This is a genomic window from Salegentibacter maritimus (assembly GCF_016236915.1).
In the GTDB taxonomy this organism is placed as follows: domain Bacteria; phylum Bacteroidota; class Bacteroidia; order Flavobacteriales; family Flavobacteriaceae; genus Salegentibacter; species Salegentibacter maritimus.
The window spans coordinates 24111-41897 of sequence record NZ_JAEHOK010000027.1 but is presented as its reverse complement, the minus strand read 5'-3'; the positions used below and the strand labels follow the sequence as shown (position 1 = coordinate 41897).

The 17787-nt window shown below is 35.8% G+C and carries 13 protein-coding genes; 9 read left to right on the top strand and 4 right to left on the bottom strand.

Annotated elements, in window-relative coordinates; translation table 11 throughout:
* Positions 1 to 1860 (top strand): T9SS type A sorting domain-containing protein (locus I6U49_RS15145; RefSeq protein ID WP_198629354.1); only part of this gene is annotated, 1860 nt, incomplete at its 5' end.
* Between the two features lie 46 nt (positions 1861 to 1906).
* Positions 1907 to 2785 (top strand): hypothetical protein, encoded by an 879-nt coding sequence (locus I6U49_RS15140; protein WP_198629470.1) that lies wholly within the window; start codon positions 1907 to 1909, stop codon positions 2783 to 2785.
* A 114-nt stretch (positions 2786 to 2899) separates the two neighbouring features.
* On the opposite strand, the gene I6U49_RS15135 is transcribed toward I6U49_RS15140, so the two are convergent.
* On the bottom strand, positions 2900 to 4102 hold the full coding sequence (locus tag I6U49_RS15135; RefSeq protein WP_198629469.1) for a response regulator: 1203 nt from the start codon (positions 4100 to 4102) through the stop codon (positions 2900 to 2902).
* A gap of 174 nt (positions 4103 to 4276) precedes the next feature.
* Here I6U49_RS15135 and I6U49_RS15130 point away from each other — a divergent pair, with 174 nt between their 5' ends.
* The 6 genes from I6U49_RS15130 (at position 4277) to I6U49_RS15105 (ending at position 12100) form a co-directional block, all read left to right on the top strand.
* Positions 4277 to 7366, top strand: a complete 3090-nt coding sequence (locus tag I6U49_RS15130) for a hypothetical protein (RefSeq protein ID WP_198629468.1) — start codon at positions 4277 to 4279, stop codon at positions 7364 to 7366.
* The gene (locus I6U49_RS15125) at positions 7363 to 8550 is read left to right on the top strand and encodes a hypothetical protein (RefSeq protein WP_198629467.1); all 1188 of its coding nucleotides are present in this window, start codon (positions 7363 to 7365) and stop codon (positions 8548 to 8550) included. The genes I6U49_RS15130 and I6U49_RS15125 overlap by 4 nt, the downstream gene beginning before the upstream one ends.
* A gap of 6 nt (positions 8551 to 8556) precedes the next feature.
* Positions 8557 to 10107 (top strand): cellulase family glycosylhydrolase, encoded by a 1551-nt coding sequence (locus I6U49_RS15120; protein ID WP_198629466.1) that lies wholly within the window; start codon positions 8557 to 8559, stop codon positions 10105 to 10107.
* Between the two features lie 99 nt (positions 10108 to 10206).
* Positions 10207 to 10512 (top strand): PAS domain-containing protein, encoded by a 306-nt coding sequence (locus tag I6U49_RS15115; protein ID WP_198629465.1) that lies wholly within the window; start codon positions 10207 to 10209, stop codon positions 10510 to 10512.
* Positions 10467 to 11696, top strand: coding sequence for a PAS domain-containing sensor histidine kinase (locus I6U49_RS17220; protein ID WP_317191886.1), 1230 nt, complete (start codon positions 10467 to 10469; stop codon positions 11694 to 11696). The genes I6U49_RS15115 and I6U49_RS17220 overlap by 46 nt, the downstream gene beginning before the upstream one ends.
* Complete coding sequence (locus I6U49_RS15105; protein WP_198629463.1) at positions 11693 to 12100, top strand: response regulator; 408 nt, start codon at positions 11693 to 11695, stop codon at positions 12098 to 12100. Before I6U49_RS17220 ends, I6U49_RS15105 begins: the two co-directional genes overlap by 4 nt.
* 48 nt (positions 12101 to 12148) lie before the next feature.
* Here the strand turns inward: I6U49_RS15105 and I6U49_RS15100 are convergent, their stop codons facing one another.
* The 3 genes from I6U49_RS15100 to I6U49_RS15090 form a co-directional block, all read right to left on the bottom strand.
* Entirely contained in the window at positions 12149 to 13354 is a 1206-nt protein-coding gene (locus I6U49_RS15100; RefSeq protein ID WP_198629462.1) for a glycosyltransferase, read from the bottom strand.
* An 89-nt stretch (positions 13355 to 13443) separates the two neighbouring features.
* Positions 13444 to 14694: an oligosaccharide flippase family protein gene (locus tag I6U49_RS15095; RefSeq protein WP_198629461.1), complete on the bottom strand. Its 1251-nt coding sequence runs from the start codon at positions 14692 to 14694 to the stop codon at positions 13444 to 13446.
* A 13-nt stretch (positions 14695 to 14707) separates the two neighbouring features.
* Positions 14708 to 15019 (bottom strand): hypothetical protein, encoded by a 312-nt coding sequence (locus tag I6U49_RS15090; protein WP_198629460.1) that lies wholly within the window; start codon positions 15017 to 15019, stop codon positions 14708 to 14710.
* Positions 15020 to 15168: 149 nt separating this feature from the next.
* Here I6U49_RS15090 and I6U49_RS15085 point away from each other — a divergent pair, with 149 nt between their 5' ends.
* Entirely contained in the window at positions 15169 to 17223 is a 2055-nt protein-coding gene (locus I6U49_RS15085; RefSeq protein ID WP_198629459.1) for a tetratricopeptide repeat protein, read from the top strand.
* Positions 17224 to 17787: the final 564 nt, after the last annotated feature.

Genomic DNA, 17787 nt, shown 5'->3' with positions numbered 1-17787 from the left:
GCTCCAACAGCTAAAGATAATTGTTCAGAATTAACTGCGACAACGTCAGATCCGCTAACATACAACGAAATAGGATCTTATGTTATTACCTGGAGTTTTGATGACGGGAACGGAAATACAACTATACAAAAGCAAAAAGTAATTGTAGAACCTTCACCATTAAACGCGGTGACATTTCATGATGCAAGTTTTGAATATAATGGAGACGCCCATAGCCTGGAAGTTAAAAATCTTCCTGAAACTGCTTCTGTAGAATATTCTATTGTTCCGGAAACAGGAATTCAAAACGGAGCTATAAAAGCAGGGGTGTATACTGTAACGGCAAATCTTTTTTCAGGAATTGAAACTTGTCCTGATGCTCAGTTGACTGCTACACTCACGATTGATAAAGCTGAGGCAGAAATAAGCGCAGATGCTGTTCAGACTTTTGTTTATGATGGAACGGTTAAGAATATCGTAGCAAACCTAAATCATTCAGAAACTGAGTTGACCTATACTCCTCAAAAAGGATTTATAGAACCCGGAACTTATGAAATTACGGTGAATTCAGTTGAAACTGAAAATTACTTTGCGACCTCAAAAGAGGTGACTTTAGTGATTGAAAAAGCAGAATTTACCGGAGTGAGTTTTGCTGATAACACTGAGGCTTTTGTTTATAACGGCACAGAACACAGTATATTTGTATCTGGCCTTCCAGAGGGTGCTACGGTAGAATATACCAATAATGGGCAAACAAATGCCGGGACTTACCTTGTTACGGCAAAAGTTAGCAAACCAGGGTATAAAGACTTGGTGCTAACCGCTAATATGGTAATTAATAAAGCATCACAAAGCATCACTTTCGATGAACTTGAAGATAGAAATCAATTATCAGATGAACATTTTCAGCTAAATGCAGTTGCTACATCAGGTTTACCGGTAATGTATTCTTACACTTATGAATCAGAAAACCCGGCAGCTACAGTTGGCCCTAGAGGTTTTGTGAGAATTCTAGGTGGTGGGCAAATTACCATTACGGCCAGGCAGGAAGGAAACCAAAACTACGAGGCAGCCACTCCTGTGGTAAGAACCCTAACTATAAATGGTAGTGAAGCCCGATTGGTTAGCGCGAGTATTAATGGTACAACTTATAACGATCCTAATATTGATATTTACTACCTAATTGGTTGTGGAAGTTCAGAAAATGAGATTCAAATTGAACTTGAACCAAATCAAGGTTCATCCATAGATAGTCAAAATATCTTTACTGTAAACACGCCAACTCCCGGGATTTATAGAAGAACGCTTGTAGTTACTTCAGGGGATGGAAATGTGAGTACTACTTACAATATAATAATAGAAAAGAATTTCAATTTTGAGGATATTGTAATTCAGAAATTTAATAATGTACTACTGGTTAACAACAACCCTGAAACCAACGGCGGATACAAATTTGTGAGTTTCCGTTGGTACAAAAATGGTTCTGTAATTGGTAATGACCAATACTACTCTGTAGGGAATAATACCGGTGATCAGTTAGATGCTGATGCTTCCTACTACGTGGTTTTGGAAACGGAAGATGGCGAAGTTTTAAGAACTTGTATTTCTTCAGTTCAGTTAAAAAGCTCTTTAAATGTTTCATTAGCACCAAACCCGGTTAATTCTGGAGGAACTATGGAACTATTAACCGATTTCCCGGAAGAGGAGCTTGAGACCATGCACCTATCAATACATACCCTTAACGGGGGGCTTATCCAACAAATGAAATCAAATAGTAAAAGTACAAACATAACATTGCCTTATAATCTTGAAATAGGAGTATATATTCTTAAAATTGAAACTAAGAGCATTTATAAATCACTCAAATTCATAGTAAAATAAGATAGTTTTATGCTTATTGAAATTTACTTTAATGATTAAAACAAATATGAAAAATAGCAATATAAACAACGTAACTAGTAGAGTTACTTTAGGTCTTATATTAGCACTAAGTTTACTTAGTGCTAATATGGCGACATTTGCCCAGTCTAATAACGAAGTTTCCTTTTACCTACAGGGCTCTTTTTCTAAGCTTAATTATGAAGCTTTAGGAGCGAGTAGTGAATTGGAAAATGGTTTTGGTCTTGGGGCCAAATATTCCTATTACCTAACTGAAAATTGGAGCCTTGGGACAGGTGCCGAATTGCAGTATATGGAAGGGGCCATTTTTGTACCTACTGCCCAAGGGGCGTATATGACTCAGGATTCTGAGGCAGAATCTTTTGAATTTAGATATGCAGCTTCAAATTTTTCAGAGAACCAGGAGGTTTACTTTTTAAATATACCTCTTCAGGTTCAATACGAATCGCTTGGTACGACCAGGTTTTATGCAGCTGCCGGAGTTAAAGCAGGTTTAGTTTTAAATTCAGAATACCAAAGTTCGGCCGGTTCACTAGAAACCAGCGGATATTATTCACAGTATGACGTGGAACTTACCAGTCCTACATTTGCAGGTTTTGGCGAATTTAAAGCTGTAAATAATTCTAAATCTGAGCTCGACCTAAAAACAAATTTTGTAGCTCATTTGGAAAGCGGTGTGAAATTAATGTTGGAGAATAATAGGTCGCTTTATATGGGGCTTTTTCTAGATTACGGATTAAATGATATTAAGCCAGACACCTCAGGGGAGAGGTTTGTTCATTATAATGCCCAGGCCCCTACAGACTTTGCTTTTAGCAGCTTGTTGTCAGCCCGTGAAATACAGGATTTAGATGAAGTTAAAACCCTGGCATTTGGCTTGAAAATTCAGTATGCATTTCAGTTTTAATATTATTTATAAATAATTTACGTAAGTAAAGCCCTTTCAATTTTGAGAGGGCTTTTTAATTTTAATAACTTCTAGCCACAGCAGACGAGCATTCTATATTCTAAGTAGTTTTTTCTATTTTATTAAAGGGTTTAATGAATCTTCTTTTTGAAAATCGGGTTTTGTTTTTGTAAACAAAGGGGTAAGCGTATAAGTTCCGTATATTTTTATTAACTGAAATCCAATATTGAGTGAATCTTTTATAGAAAGTTTAGAGCCATCAGCGTGGATCCAGCGTTTTAACGGTTGTTCACAAATCATTTTTTGCGCTTTTTCTGATCCAAAATGATTTTTCATTCTCATAAATATTTCTACATCGAACAACCATTTTGTTAAAAAAGGCGATTGAAAAGCTACCGGAATTAGATCCTTTCTCATAATTTTTGCGCCACATTGAGTATCCTTAAAAGGCATACCAACAATTTTGGTTATAAGGAGGTTTATTGTGCTACTTATTATTTTTCTAGCGCTTTCTTTGGTAATATTTGCACCCATTCTTGAGATACGCGATCCGTTTACAATCTGAAAATTTGTAGATTCAATAGTCTTCACAAGATCATCAAAATCCTGGAAGTCTGTAGATAGATCGGCATCCAGGAAACCAACATAATCCAGATCTTTAAATTGCGACATATAAACCAAGCCCTGTCTAACAGCTTCTGCTTTACCAGCGTTTTTTTCACAATTATAAATGCTTATAAAGTTTTCCCTTCCTTTTCGCAAACTTTGCAGTACCTGTAGAGTATTGTCTTTGCTACCATCATTTACAAAACATAAGTGGTAACCACTATTTTTTTCTATAAAGTTGATGAACTCTTCAGATTTTAACCTTTTTTCTTCATTGTAACAGGGAATCACAACCCCTACGCATCTATTCTGAAGTATACTATTGGTGGATACTTGTAGATTTTCTGTGACCGGTGAACCAATAAGTCTTTTAACTCTGGCAGAAATTTCATCCAGGCTTAATGGTTTTTTCATGAAATCCTGAATGCCAAGTTCAAATCCTTCTACAATTAATTTGTCATCGGTATTTCCCGACAGTACAATAATAGGTTTGGTTGCGGTAATTTTAATGCGGATATATTGTACGATCTCTAAACCGGAGACTCCGGGCATATTGATATCTATTATCAATAGATCTGGTTCAAACTCCCTATAAAGGTCTATTGCATTTTCGGCATTTGTAGTTGTTTTTACAGTGTAGCCTAATTCTTTTAACCTCTTTTCAAGTGGCATTAATACCAATTGCTGATCGTCTACTGCTAGGATTTTCATGGTAATAAGTTTAGTTTATAATCCAAAAATAGATGGAACCTGCCTTCGGCTTTTGAGAATTAGATAAAGTAGTTAATTTTTATCGGTGAATGGCAAGTTGCTTTCGGTCAGTGAGTTTGAGGTGTTTAAATCCTGTACTACTTTTATAATTGAGTAACCACCATTAGTTTTATAATGAAAGAAACAACCAATAAATACCTAATCACTGCTCTAATTATAGGAGTCGTTTTTCATACCTCAACAATATTTTTTACTCTGGAGAACACCTATGATGCTTTAATTCACTTGTTCTTTGCCGAACATTATACCAATAGTTGGTTTGAGCCCTGGAACTATAAATGGTATACCGGGTTTACCGTGATGGGCTATCCTCCCCTGGTGCATCAAGCCATAGCTTTGTTTTCTTTTATAGGCGGATTTAAATTTGGAATGTTCTTAGTGGCAATTATCGGGGTAGTTTTATTTATTACCGGTGTTTACAGGTTTAGCCTCTTAATAACCGCCAATAGGAAAGTTGCAGGTTATGCGGCTTTATTGGCTGTTTTTTCTTCATCTTTTGTAGAGACTCTGCATATATTTGGGCAGCTTCCCAGTATTATTGGGGTCTCTGTTTTAATGCATTCTTTACCTGAAATTTATTTGTTTATAAAAACCGGTAAAAGGCAATTTTACTTTAGGGCATTATCTCTAATAGCTGTTACAGTTACTTCACATCATGTAACCCCAATATTTGGAATGATATTTTTTATATTCCCATTAATAGGAATGGTAATTATGGACGTGTCTTCCGAAAAGGTAGGCGGGTTTGCAAAAGTGACTTTTAGAACTTTTTTAAAGACATTCTTTCGGTTATTTAAACGTATCATAATATTTGGGCTTTCATCGTTGGTAGCCATAATTGTATGTATTTTACCATATTGGATTAATACCAAAAAGAACCCTATCACTCAGGTGCCTATACCACATGGTAGTAGAGATAGTTTTATAGAGGTGACCTCTTCAGGTTTGGTTTTTTTTATTATTCCATGGGGAATTTTGTTTTTTCTGTTTCCCTATATTTTTTACCGATACTATTCAAAAAGATATCTTTTCTTCGGTTTATCGTTTTCTATGCTATTCATTTTAGGAACAGGAGGCACCACTCCTATACCAAGAATGTTACTTGGAGAGACTGCTTTCAATATTTTAACACTGGATAGGTTTACGCTATGGGGGTCTATAATAGCCCTACCCATATTTGGCGAATTCGCCTACCGATTTGCTGAGGGAGATCTAAAAAAAAGAATACAGGAGCAATTTGGTGCGGTATACCATAGGGTGATAGGAGCTTGTATGGTTGGTGTATTCCTTTTTTTGACGGTATTCACGCTAAGCCTGGGGTATTTTAGGCCCATGCAACCTCAAAGTATTAAAATGTTACCTATTGTAAACTTCTTAAACCAGGATCAGCACGATCGTTGGCGGTTTTTAACCCTGGGGTTTGGAGACCAGATGGCCTGGCTTTCTGCCCAAACACGGGCACTTACAGTAGATGGAAATTATCATTCGGCCAGGAGATTGCCCGAGCTTACCACCAGGGCGGTAGAGCGATTGGAAAATTCGAAGTTTAGGGGCGTGGAGGGAATAGGTTCGTTGCAGCAGTTCCTTGCCGTACCCGAAAAATATAATCTTAAGTATATTTTTTCTAATGATAAGTTTTATGATCCTTTATTATATTTTAGTGGATGGCAGCGATTGCAGCAATTGGAAAATGGAATTGTAGTTTGGGAGAAATTAAATGTTCCCCCTTTATCCAAGATTATAGGAATTCAGGATGTACCGGTCTTTCTAAAATTGATGTGGGGAATTATTCCTGTATTGACTGTCCTGATCGCTTTTTTTATCAACTTGCAACTAATTTGGTTCAATGCATTAAAGACGGGAGATCTTAAAAAACCAGATTTTTTAAGGTTTCAACTTAGTTACAATAGGTTCAGGCCAGCGGTATTAAAAGTGAGCCATATATACGGTTTCTTGCTTTTGGCGGTAATTTTAGTTTCACTTTACTATATATACAACGATAACCAGGATCAGGTTTCTGAAGAAAATGTAGTGAAAGCCTATTATGATGCGATAGATTTTAAAGAATTTGAAAGGGCACATTCCTATCTTAATCCTGAAAGCGGTAAAAGTATTGCCCAGTTTATGCTGGAAGTTTCTGTTAGTGATGGGGTGCTGAGTTCTTATGCTAAACTAGATAGCATTAACGTAGCAGTTAGCAGGGTAAATGATTCTGTGGCAAATGCTAAAGTATTTACCTCCTGGGTGACGCCTATTGAAATTGTTGAAAGGAAGTTTCATCATAAGTTGAGCAAGATTAATAATAAGTGGTATATGGAACCAACAAAATTGGATACAGATCTTCCTGCTGATCAGTTATTCTCACAGAACCGAACAGAGTTCTACAATCACGGTAGAAGAAGAATCACTACCCAGCAAACCCACCATGAAGATGTACTAAAGCAGCCTGTATTAGAAGTACTCTCGGCTAAGCTTGTTGTGCTCAATGGCAGGTATTCTATAGTTGGGGAGATTCAAAACGTAGATCATGTTCCTGCAGATGTAGTGGTTAAAGGAACTTTATATGATGAAGCCAATAACGAACTGGCCAGTTATAATGCCAGGCAGGTTATAAAACATAAACTAATGCCTAAAGAAATTAGTAGCTTTAGGGTAGATTTTGAAGGTATAGCCTGGTTGAATGAAGAGGATGTGATTCCAGAAACCTTTGACCCTAATGAATTTACTCCTGTTAAATTAGAATCTTACCCCGTAAAATTTAACCTGCAATGTGCCGGGAATGTGGCTACTACAGATCTTTATAAAAGTGTTAGCTTAAATAAACTGCAGATTGAAAATGGAAAATTAAAAGGAATGCTATTTAATTATGGGATAGAAGAAGTAACTATTCCTCAACTTATATATTCATATTATAATGAGAATTCAGAATTGATCTGGGTAGATCATCAATATTTACAAGAAGGTATTCGAGTACAGCGGAAACAGTATTTTGAAAGTTCACCTCAGGATCTAGGTCAACTTTCGGTAATTAATTCTTCGATGGAAAATATATATGTGAATGGCTTGCCGAACAAATCGATTGCCGGGAAGGTAATTCCTGTAAGGGACCTAATACAATCAAAACTTGCACTGCAGGAGTTTGAAGGAGCTGGTTTTCACTTTTTAAAGATTGAAATGAATAACTATATAGGAAACCCCAAATGATGAAAAATTACTTACTCATGCTTTGTTTGTTGATTATTAGCATCTTAAAGGCAGAAGATGTTGTGTCGGGAAAGGCTGTATCGCCTATACCAAAAGAAATAATTGCAGGTGAAAAACTTGTGCTGGAGTTTAATAATATTCATGCTGATGCACGTTTGCTCGTTAATAGCTCTTACGGTAAAACTATGTTAATTCCTCAAATAGTGGGTAATTCAGTAATATTTGAGGTTCCCGGGTTTATTTCAGAAAAAGCAGGAACTATAAAATGGAAATTATTGGGAGTTAGCCTTATGAAGTCGGGAAAGGTTATGGTTTTGCCAGAGTTACAACCCAAACTTATTGAGAACTACTTTGGCCCCAGGAGTATACAGGCAGGAGGTAAAGATTATTCTATGCTGATAAGTATTCCCACAGACAGGTTTGATAATCCTTTATCTGATGGTACCGGAGTTGAAATTTCAGAATTCTTTCAGGGAGTATTGAAAACAGATAGCATCGAAATAAAAAATATGTTTGCCTGGAAGAATATCACTTCAAAAGAGAAAGTCGGTAACATTATAGTTTCAGGTACTTCTAAAGGTTTACAGACTAAGGAAATGATTAGCCAGGTTTATCCTTCGGTGGCTACAGATTTTAAACTTGCCATACAAAGAGAACATTCTTTTGCCGATGGAAACCAGGTAACCAGGGTTAAAACTTCGGTAATTAAGGATGAGTTTAATAACCTGGTGGGCGATGGGACTTTTGTAGAGTTTTTGATTATAGATTCAGAAAATATAATACAGAAAACCTACGCCGCTACCATAAACGGAGTGGCCACGGCACAATTACTACACCCCGAAAAGCCCATTACTTGGAAAATCTCAGCCAATATTACCGGAATGGCCAAAAGTAATGAGGTTGTAGTAGATTATGAGCCTGTTATAGAGGATTTTAATGTAGAGCTCGATTTAGAAAACAACTTCATTAAGGTGGGGCCCTTAACTAGTTTTCTGGGACAATATATTCCCGACGGGACAGAAGTGGTTTTAAAAATTTTGGATAGTAATAATGAGATTCATTCCAGGCATAGGGAAACAAGCAAAGCTGGCTTTGCAATTTTTAAGCCTGGCAGGGGTATTAATTATGCAGATTCTTTTACCTTTAAAATAGGAACTCTTGGTGTCACCAAATCTATTCAATAAACCTACATGCGGCAAAAGATTAATAAAAACTTATACCGTGCGATTCTTATCCTTAGCTTTCTCGCAGTGAATGCCTTTCTTATTTTTGGGATAAGTACGGTTTTAGGCTATCTAAACACTGGTGCCGATCGTTCTACTATGTTGCATACCGAGATCAAAAGTCGTCGAATGTATTTGCCGGAGATTAGCTGGGATACCAGTTCGTATGAAGGCAGGCCCATGGAAGTACAAAACCTAAAAGAGATAGAACGCGATTATTTGAATTCCTGGTACGTTAAGAATTTAGCCTTACAAACCAATAAGGATTATGGAATTGAAGATTACTATACAGATAGTGCCCGGGTGAATATCTATAAGATACTGGATACTAATAAGGCAAAAAATATCAATTTTAGGTCGACTACTACGGCACATCATCCAAAACTTCAGTTTTATAGTGCAGATGGGCAACTGGTTGTTTTTAAGGATAGAAATGTTATTGAATATTCAGAAAGCCTTGAAAATGATAAAGTTTTAGATAGGGGCGTAGACACTTCTTCTTACCGGGTAATGATGCTTCTGGAAGATGGTTTTTGGAGGGTAAGGCATATGCAAAAGCTAGAAGAGAATTTCAAGGCCGAACAAATAGAGAATAAATCTTACTGGAGCATTCAGGAAGATCAGGTTTTTTATAAGGATAAGAGATACAAAATAAAAGGTATCAATTATTATCCGCAGAAAACACCCTGGAATATGTTTGGTGATGAATTTGATATTGTTACCATTGAAGCTGATTTTCAGCTTATTAAAGAAACAGGCTTAAACACTATTAGGATTTTTATTCCTTATGAGGATTTTGGAGGTGCAGATGTGAAGGAAGCTAAACTTCAAAAGTTAAATAAAGTACTTGATGCAGCTGAAGATATGGATATTAAGGTGTTTGTTACTTTATTCGACTTCTACGGAGATTATTCGGTTCTTAATTGGACATTGACGCATGAACACCTGCGGAAGATTGTTTCCAGGTTTAAAGATCATCAGGCCATTTTAGGCTGGGATATTAAAAACGAACCTGACCTTGATTTTGAAAGCAGGGGGAAAGATTTAGTTTTGAACTGGCTTAAAAGTATTATTCATCAGTTAAGAAATATAGCGCCAAACCATTTGGTAACCATTGGTTGGTCTAATCCTGAAAGTGCTGTATTGTTAAAAGACCAAGTAGACTTGGTAACTTTTCATTATTATAAAGATATAACAGAACTTGAAGTGACTTATGCCGGCCTAATAGAAGAAATAGACAAGCCATTGGTTATGGGAGAGTTTGGAATATCTTCTTATAAGGGTTTTTGGAATCCCTGGGGATACGATGAACAGGATCAGGCAGAATACCATCAGTTGATGCAACAATTCCTAAAAAAAGTTAATATTTCGTTCCTATCGTGGACGCTTTATGACTTTAATGAAATCCCGGCTTCTGTTGTAGGACACAAGCCCTGGCGTAAAGCGCGTCAAAGAAATTTTGGTTTTATTAACTCTAGGGGAGAAGAAAAACCGGCCTTTATTTATATCTCGCACTAAGCATTTCTTAACTTAATTTTGGAAAGTATATGTTATTGATATACAGAATTTTGTATATTGGAGAAGGTCCCCTACGCCTCAAATCGTAAAAAACAATATATGCTTAAAGAATCATTGTTTTTAAGACATCTTAAAGACTATGCTCTTCGGTATTCGCCTAATATAATTTTTTATAAGGAACCTAATGGTAAATTTGTGTTTGTAAACCAAACAGTAGAGAAACTATTAGGTTATCAATCTAAGGATCTTATTGGTAAGAGTTTTTATCCATTGGTTCATCCGGAAGATCAGGATATGGTGGAAAGCAACTCCAACGAGCTAGCCCTTGAAGGCAAGCTGGTTGAAAACATAAGGTTTAGATTAAGAAAAAAAATGGCGATTATGTCTGGCTCGAAAGTCAAATAATTCCTGTTAAGGAAGAAAAGCTTGTCAAAAAGCTTATTACCATCTCTCGTTCTATAGATGAGAATCAGAAATTAATAGAAGATTTAAAAAAGCAACGTAAGATTAATAGTGAAATAGAGAAAGCTGCAGATGTAGGTCATTGGTCTTATAATATTGGGTCTGGAGAAGTTACCTGGAGTAAAAAAGTATATGAAATTTATGGTCTTTCAGAAAAAGAGCCCATTGATTTTGAAAGAGCTATTGAATTTTATTCTGAAACTTCTCAGAAGAAAATTAAAAATGCTGTTAAGGATGCAATAGAAAAGGGATTGGAGTATAGACTTAAGCTTCAGCTTGTAGATGCTAAAAATAATAGGAAATGGGTAAGGGCAATAGGTACCCCATTACTGCGTAAAGGGAAGTGTATTCAAATATTCGGAATTTTTCAGGATGTAACAGAACTTGAAGAAAATTCTCATAATAAAATCTTTAGCCTTTCAGAATATTTAGATGGCCAGAATCATTTAATGAAAGAATTTGGTCAAATTACTTCGCACGACCTTAGGGGACCTGCAACAAGTTTACAATTGCTTATTGAAGAGTTGAAAAATAGTGAAGATGAGCAGGTAAGTAATCTTGTTCCTCATTTTGAAGAAAATTTATCCAAACTTTTCGATAAACTTAATTATTTGTCTAAAATAACCGGTGGAAGCGAATCTATTCAAAATAACCGGGAAATTAGTATCTCCAAATCTATAGATAAGTTATTGAACGATAATAAAACCCTATTCAGGGAGTACCAAATTACGATAAGGAAAGATTTTTCAGATTGGGATAAAATTACTTTTCATGAACCAACAATTAAGATAATACTGCAAAATTTAATTGAAAACGTAATTTACTTTTCAGATATCGAAAAACCAGAACGGCTTCTTACCTTAAGAACGTATCTTAAAAACGGACAACGCATTATTAGCATTGAAGATAATGGAATAGGAATGGATCTTACCAAATTGAGGAAAGCAGGATTTACAAGAAATACCAGGCTACACGACGATCTATCTGGCAAAGGCACCGGCATCTTTATGGCCAAAACACTTTTAGAGAGCAATAAAGGTAAAATGGAGTTTATAAGTAAACCGGGCTTAGGTACAATGGTAAAAATAAATCTGGATAAATATAGGATTAAGGAGGAAATACTATGAAAATAATGATTTGTTTGATAGACGATGATAAGTTCTATCAGTTTTTTACCAAACGAATGCTGGAAGGAATGCCAGGCAGGGTAAAAGAGGTCCTCCAGTTTTATGACGCCGTTTCTGCATTGGATTACTTGCGTGAAAATATTAATGATGAAGATAAAATTCCAGATATTATCTTTCTTGATTTGAATATGCCCGGTTTAAACGGTTGGGATTTTTTAGAAGAATTAAAGAACATCAATTTTCAAAAAAAATCGGTCATTCATATTTGTAGTAGCAGCGTCGCTACAGAAGATATTGTAAAGGCCCAGGAAGACACTCATATAGATAGGTACATTATCAAGCCCCTTAAAACCGAACAAATAAAGAATATTTTAGAAAGTTACTTTCAATATTCAAAAAAATAAGAAGAAGAGCAAGATATGCTCTTCTTCCAAACCTTAAAATTAAAACTACTAACCAATATTGGCATATTTAAAACCTAGTTTTTTTCCTTCAATTTTCTTGAATTCATTTAAATACATTTGTGTAATTTTTTCCATAGGTAAGCTGCAAGCCGCTTTATAGTTCGTTGCTCCAATGCGCTTTCTATAGGCCTCATCTTCCACAATACATTCTAATGAATTTGCCAAAGAATCAACATTACCGGGAATAAAGAATTCTCCGGTATAACCCTCTTCCTCTACCAATAGTGCAAGATCTCCCAGGTTGGGCATAACTACTGCTTTTCCATAACTGCCTGCCTGATGTAAAACCCCCGAACTGCCGGTTGTTGAGGTATAGGGAAATACTACCACAGCACTTTCTCCGAAGATAATGGGAACATCCTCTTCGGCAACATAGCCTGTGAAAGTAAGATTTTTAACGCGCTTGTATTTTTGCTTTACAGTATCTAGATAGCCCGGCGTGTTTGGGCTATCGGTACCGGCAATTACTATTTCCAATTCCTGGTTTGTTTTCTTTCTAAGTTTTTCAACAGCTTCAATTAGAATCTCTACTTTTTTATACGTTCCAAATTTCCCGAACGTCATGATCTTTTTAGATCCTGCTGGTAGATCAAAATTTGGTTCAGGAGGTGTTTCAAACGAACCATGCGGAATTTGAATTACATTCTGCGCCTTATACTTTTGCTTAACTACTTCTACATATTTTCCTATGGTAAGGGCTACCGTATCTGCTTGCAGAATCACTCTAGTAAGTATACTGCCAATAGTGTTAAACACTTTTTGTAATATTTTGTTTTCTGTAAATCCTGCATTTCCAAGATCTACTGTTTCCAGTATGTTATGCAAGAGTACAATTGTAGGAATTTTTTTAATTCTAAATATTAGAGGTAGAAAAAGGCCAAGCGCTGCAGGAATTTTTTTGTCTCCAAATTTCATGAACTGAAGGTTAAAAAGAATCGCATCTGGTTTTGAGGTTTTTAGACTTTTATAAATACTAAAAATATTTTTATAGCTGTTAAAACTCCAGCTGTCCTTAACCGTAATCTTACAATTAGGAGCTTCAAAATCTATTTGCTTTTTCTCCTGGGTATAATCGGTTATAAGGATAAGTTCTTCTATTTCGCTATTCTGGGCGAAATGCTTTGCCAGATGATATCCATATTCATTTAATGTTACTTTACTGGGGGGAAATGCGGTTACAATAGCCAGTTTCATAATTTCTTTGTTTAGGGTTAGGGATTAGTTGATAAGGTAAATATCTGCCTGCTTTTCGGTTTAATTTCTCTTTTTCGATAGATCGAAAATTACTTTCGGTGAATAGAAGTTTTATGTTGGTGAAGAAAATATATTAATTGCAGAATTAGTAACCCTAGCATTACATAAATTTGAGCTTCTACTACCATCTCCAGGCTTGCGTGCCTAAAAAATATTACAGACAACTGTAACACCCCAAATACGCCCGAAACCACTACCGGTAAGTACCGATCTAGAGATAGAAAGTAGTATACAAAAACATTGGCGATGGCAAAAAGAGCACTTGCAAGTGCATATTTCCAAAGAATACCGGCAACTTCTGTATAAGCACTTCCAAATAAAACCTGAATAATAAGGTTTGGAAAAAGCAGTGTTGAAGCAACGACCGCAGTCACTAAGATGCTAATCATTCCCAGGTATTTAAAAAATATTCTTTTGGTTTCCAGCCCTTCTTTATGCTTTTTTACAACTTCAGGTAGCAGCAACATCACAAACATCCAGGCTACAAAATAAACTCCCCTGCCAATAAGTGCCATGGAAGAATACAGTCCGGCCGCATGGGAATCAAAGAAATGCTTTACCAATAAGATATCACCATTGTTGATTAAGATTTGGGTAAGCTCATAAAAGGCAGTTACTATCACGAATTTTTTAAGGTGTGAAATTTCTGTTTTATCTATAGCCGGTAGCACTTTGGTTTTAATTCTCCTAAAAGGTAACATACCGGGAACCAGGGATATTAATATTCCCAAAGCAACCAGTTCAGAACTTTCAAATGGAAGAAAAAGAATAAAGGCCAATGTTATAAAAAGTCTACTTAGCATTTCTCCCTGATAGGTGATAAAGAGCTTAATAAATTCCTGTTCGCCCTGAAAATAGCCTCTATTTACACTCATTAGGAAATAAACGGGAACCCCCATTCCGAATATTCTAAACATCGCAGCAGATTCAGTATTAAACCAGGCTTGTAATTGTGTGGAAATAAAGACTATTAAGGCCCCAACAATAACCCCAATAAAAAGACTCAAATTCCTGCAATATTTCAAGAAAGCGTCTTTTTTGGCACCATTGAAACTCCCGGTAAATTTTGCAACACTTAATTGAAGTGTCATCGCCATAAAAGACAGGATTAATAAAAACGTAATCAGGATTGCGGCGTCTGCAAAGGCTTTTGGGCCAAGTAAGCGACCCAGGGCAAGATTATATAGATAGTTACCTATGTTTACCACTAGCGCACTTAGCATAAATACCTGCGATGCCTGAAGGCTAAACCGGAAGTTGTAAAGTTTTAAGCTGAGCATGTTGTGAATTTTTTTAAGCACTAAGCTTAAGGTGATTAAAGCTGAAGAGATCGCAACCAGAACCCAGAAATGCACCCTGGATTTTTTTGTTTTTAGAACCAATAAAAGTGACTGTCTTTCCCTGTCTTGATGCAAAAGCGGCAAGTGCTTTCAATTCAAATACACTACCTATATCCATACTATCCAGATTTTCAAGGCTTACTTTTATGTTACCATTCATTTTTAGCATGATTTCAAAATACTTTCTAACTTGGTAAGAATTAGATGCAGAAAGATTTCCGTTTACTTCAAAAATTCTGTTGTTTTCTTTAATTGAAAGTGCCATAATTTTAGGTTTTTGAGTTAATATCTGATGCTAATATCTTTCGAAAAGCAATGAGTAATCGGTCTCTTTCGATGGATGGCGTTTTTCTGTAGATGAAATATGGTGAAAGTGGTTTTAACTTGCCAATAACAATCTAAACCACCTAAACCATGAAGATTTTTGTATTGTTATTGAATATTTTTTTATTGCTTTTCTGCGTAAAAGTGAATGCGCAGGAAATGCAACAAGGCTTTTATAATTTAGAAAATGGAGAATTTGAAGAGGCCGAAAGCTTCTTTGCAGCTATTCTTGAAGATCATCCCGAAAATAAAACAGCCAGATTGTGTTATGCACGGGCAGTGGGGCTACATAATAATCCTGGTCTAGCTAAAGATTTATTCGGTAATCTTTTAAAGGATTATCCAAATGATCTGGAAGTAAAGCTGAATTATGCAGAGTCGCTGCTATGGAACAAGCAATATGAAAAAGCCGAAGTTTATTATAAGACATTAGTTTCGGAAAATCCCGAAAATTTTGGTGCATTGCTTGGCTATGCAAATACCTTAAGTAACCTGAAAGATTATCAGCCGGCATTAACCTTGGTAAACCGGGCTTTAAATGTTTCTCATAAGAACCCAAACGCCTTAACTTCCAGAAAATATATACGGCTTGGGTATGCCAACCAATACCTTCGGGAAACACAATATGAGAATGCCCTAAACTTATTAGACGCTAATCTTAGGGATTTTCCGAATGATAAGGAGAGTTTGCTTAATAAGGCAAATGTTTATTTAATAACCAGGAATTCTTCAGCAGCAAAATCGGTTTATGAGTCGCTTGCGCTTAATTTGAACGATAGCATTGTGGCCTATAATGGTATGGCTCTGGCAGCACATGTGGGAGGACAGGAAAAGGAAGCTTTAAAATATGCCAATTTAGCATTATCACTTTCAGAAAAATCAACTGATTCCTTAAAAGTTTTAGAGGCAAAAGAGCGATATGCTCAGGCCTTAATATGGAATAATAAATACGGTACTGCCGAAGATTTAATTGCTGAAATGAAAATTGAATATGGACCGGAGATTAGAATTTTGGCTTTGGAAGCTACATTAGGGATGTATACCGGCGATTTTAAAATGAGTATTGAAAATTATAAAAGAATACTGGAGAAGGATTCAGCATCTTTTGATGGGAACCTGGGAATAGCCAATGCGTATTTTGCCAGGGGAGAAGCGGGCAAAGCAAAAAATGCAGCAGATAAAACTCTTAGTTATTATACAAATCAGCAGGATGCCATGCAATTTCTAAAAAAAATAGATAAAATTTATGCTCCGGTTTTGGAGGAAAACTTAAGCTATTCTTATGATAATGGAGATAATAAAGCTGTTGCTTCCAGAACAGGAGTAAGGTTTCCGGTAAATTCAAACCTGGAATTTTCGGGTGCTTTTACATATAGAGAGACGAAAAATTCAACTACAAATTTGGAGGCCGCTTCTAATCAATTCGATTTGGCAGGGTTGTATAGGCTGTCGCCTGTTTTTAGCTTAAAAGCCCGTGGCGGATTTGTTACTGCAAATTCTTCTCAAACCGATTATACCAACCTGGTAGGAGAATTCTCTTTAGCGGTAAAACCTTTTGTTAGAGATGACCTTGAGATAGGTTATCGTAGAGACTTACAGGATTTTAATGCAGAATTATTGAATAGACAAATTGCCGGAAATCATTTGTTTTTAAATAACAATTATACTGCTTCCAATGGTTTAGGCTGGTATTTGCAATATATGTATACCGAGCAAAGTGATGAAAATAACAGGAATCTTTTATTTACCTCTATATATTATAGTTTTATAAAAAAACCAATATTAAAGGGGGGATTCAATTACCAGTATATTAGTTTTAAAAAGCAAATGCCCGAGTTGTATTTTAGCCCGGAAAAATTTCAGGCTGCAGAAGTTTTTATCAACCTCCTGGGAAACGACCCTAATTCCAAATTAAATTACGACCTTACCATAGCTACCGGATATCAGTTTATAGAAAATGAACCCAAGCAATCTACTTATAGGTTTCAGGGAAGGCTTGGTTATAGAATAGGGGATAGGTTTACAGCAGGTGTGTATGGCAACCACTCCAATATCGCATCGGCTACTGCTGCAGGTTTTACTTTTACTGAATTTGGTATTAACCTTAGGTGGCAAATCACTAAGAAACCCTTGTTTAAATTATAATCTTTAAAACCATGGAAATTATTTATAAGTAAGGTGTTATTATATTTTAGATATATTTTCCTATAAAAATATTATATCAACCTAAAAAGGAGGCTGTCTGAAAAGTCTATTCTCGTCAAGCTGAACTTGTTTCAGCTTCTAACATGTTTTTAATTACCAACACGTTAGATCCCCGATAAAGAATCGGGGCAGGCTCTGAAATAAATTCAAGATGATGATTTTAAAACCTTTTCAGACAGCTTCTTTTTTTTGCCCATTTTTATTTCTGCAAGAAAGGTACGTGCTTAAATAAGCTTAGTAAAAAAGATAGATGACAGAAGACACAATGATCTTATAAGCTAAATTGGCATTTAGGCTAATCAATTCGATTTGGCCGGATACTTATACTATGGTTGAATAACTTGCCTGGCTTTTAATTATCCTGAATTTATTCATTTATTGGTCCCAGATAAAGAGGTTTAATCCTTTTTTAGCCTGGACTAAAAGCCAATAAAATAAACTTAAGATTTTTAATTATTTGATGTTGTAGTTTTATGTTTTTCTAACCAAAAAAATAAGCCGGAG

Coding starts and splice junctions, on each gene's coding strand:
- I6U49_RS15140 (WP_198629470.1), top strand. CDS start 1,907: ATGAAAAATAGCAATATAAACAACGTAACTAGTAGAGTTACTTTAGGT.
- I6U49_RS15135 (WP_198629469.1), bottom strand. CDS start 4,102: ATGAAAATCCTAGCAGTAGACGATCAGCAATTGGTATTAATGCCACTT.
- I6U49_RS15130 (WP_198629468.1), top strand. CDS start 4,277: ATGAAAGAAACAACCAATAAATACCTAATCACTGCTCTAATTATAGGA.
- I6U49_RS15125 (WP_198629467.1), top strand. CDS start 7,363: ATGATGAAAAATTACTTACTCATGCTTTGTTTGTTGATTATTAGCATC.
- I6U49_RS15120 (WP_198629466.1), top strand. CDS start 8,557: ATGCGGCAAAAGATTAATAAAAACTTATACCGTGCGATTCTTATCCTT.
- I6U49_RS15115 (WP_198629465.1), top strand. CDS start 10,207: ATGCTTAAAGAATCATTGTTTTTAAGACATCTTAAAGACTATGCTCTT.
- I6U49_RS15105 (WP_198629463.1), top strand. CDS start 11,693: ATGAAAATAATGATTTGTTTGATAGACGATGATAAGTTCTATCAGTTT.
- I6U49_RS15100 (WP_198629462.1), bottom strand. CDS start 13,354: ATGAAACTGGCTATTGTAACCGCATTTCCCCCCAGTAAAGTAACATTA.
- I6U49_RS15095 (WP_198629461.1), bottom strand. CDS start 14,694: ATGCTCAGCTTAAAACTTTACAACTTCCGGTTTAGCCTTCAGGCATCG.
- I6U49_RS15090 (WP_198629460.1), bottom strand. CDS start 15,019: ATGGCACTTTCAATTAAAGAAAACAACAGAATTTTTGAAGTAAACGGA.
- I6U49_RS15085 (WP_198629459.1), top strand. CDS start 15,169: ATGAAGATTTTTGTATTGTTATTGAATATTTTTTTATTGCTTTTCTGC.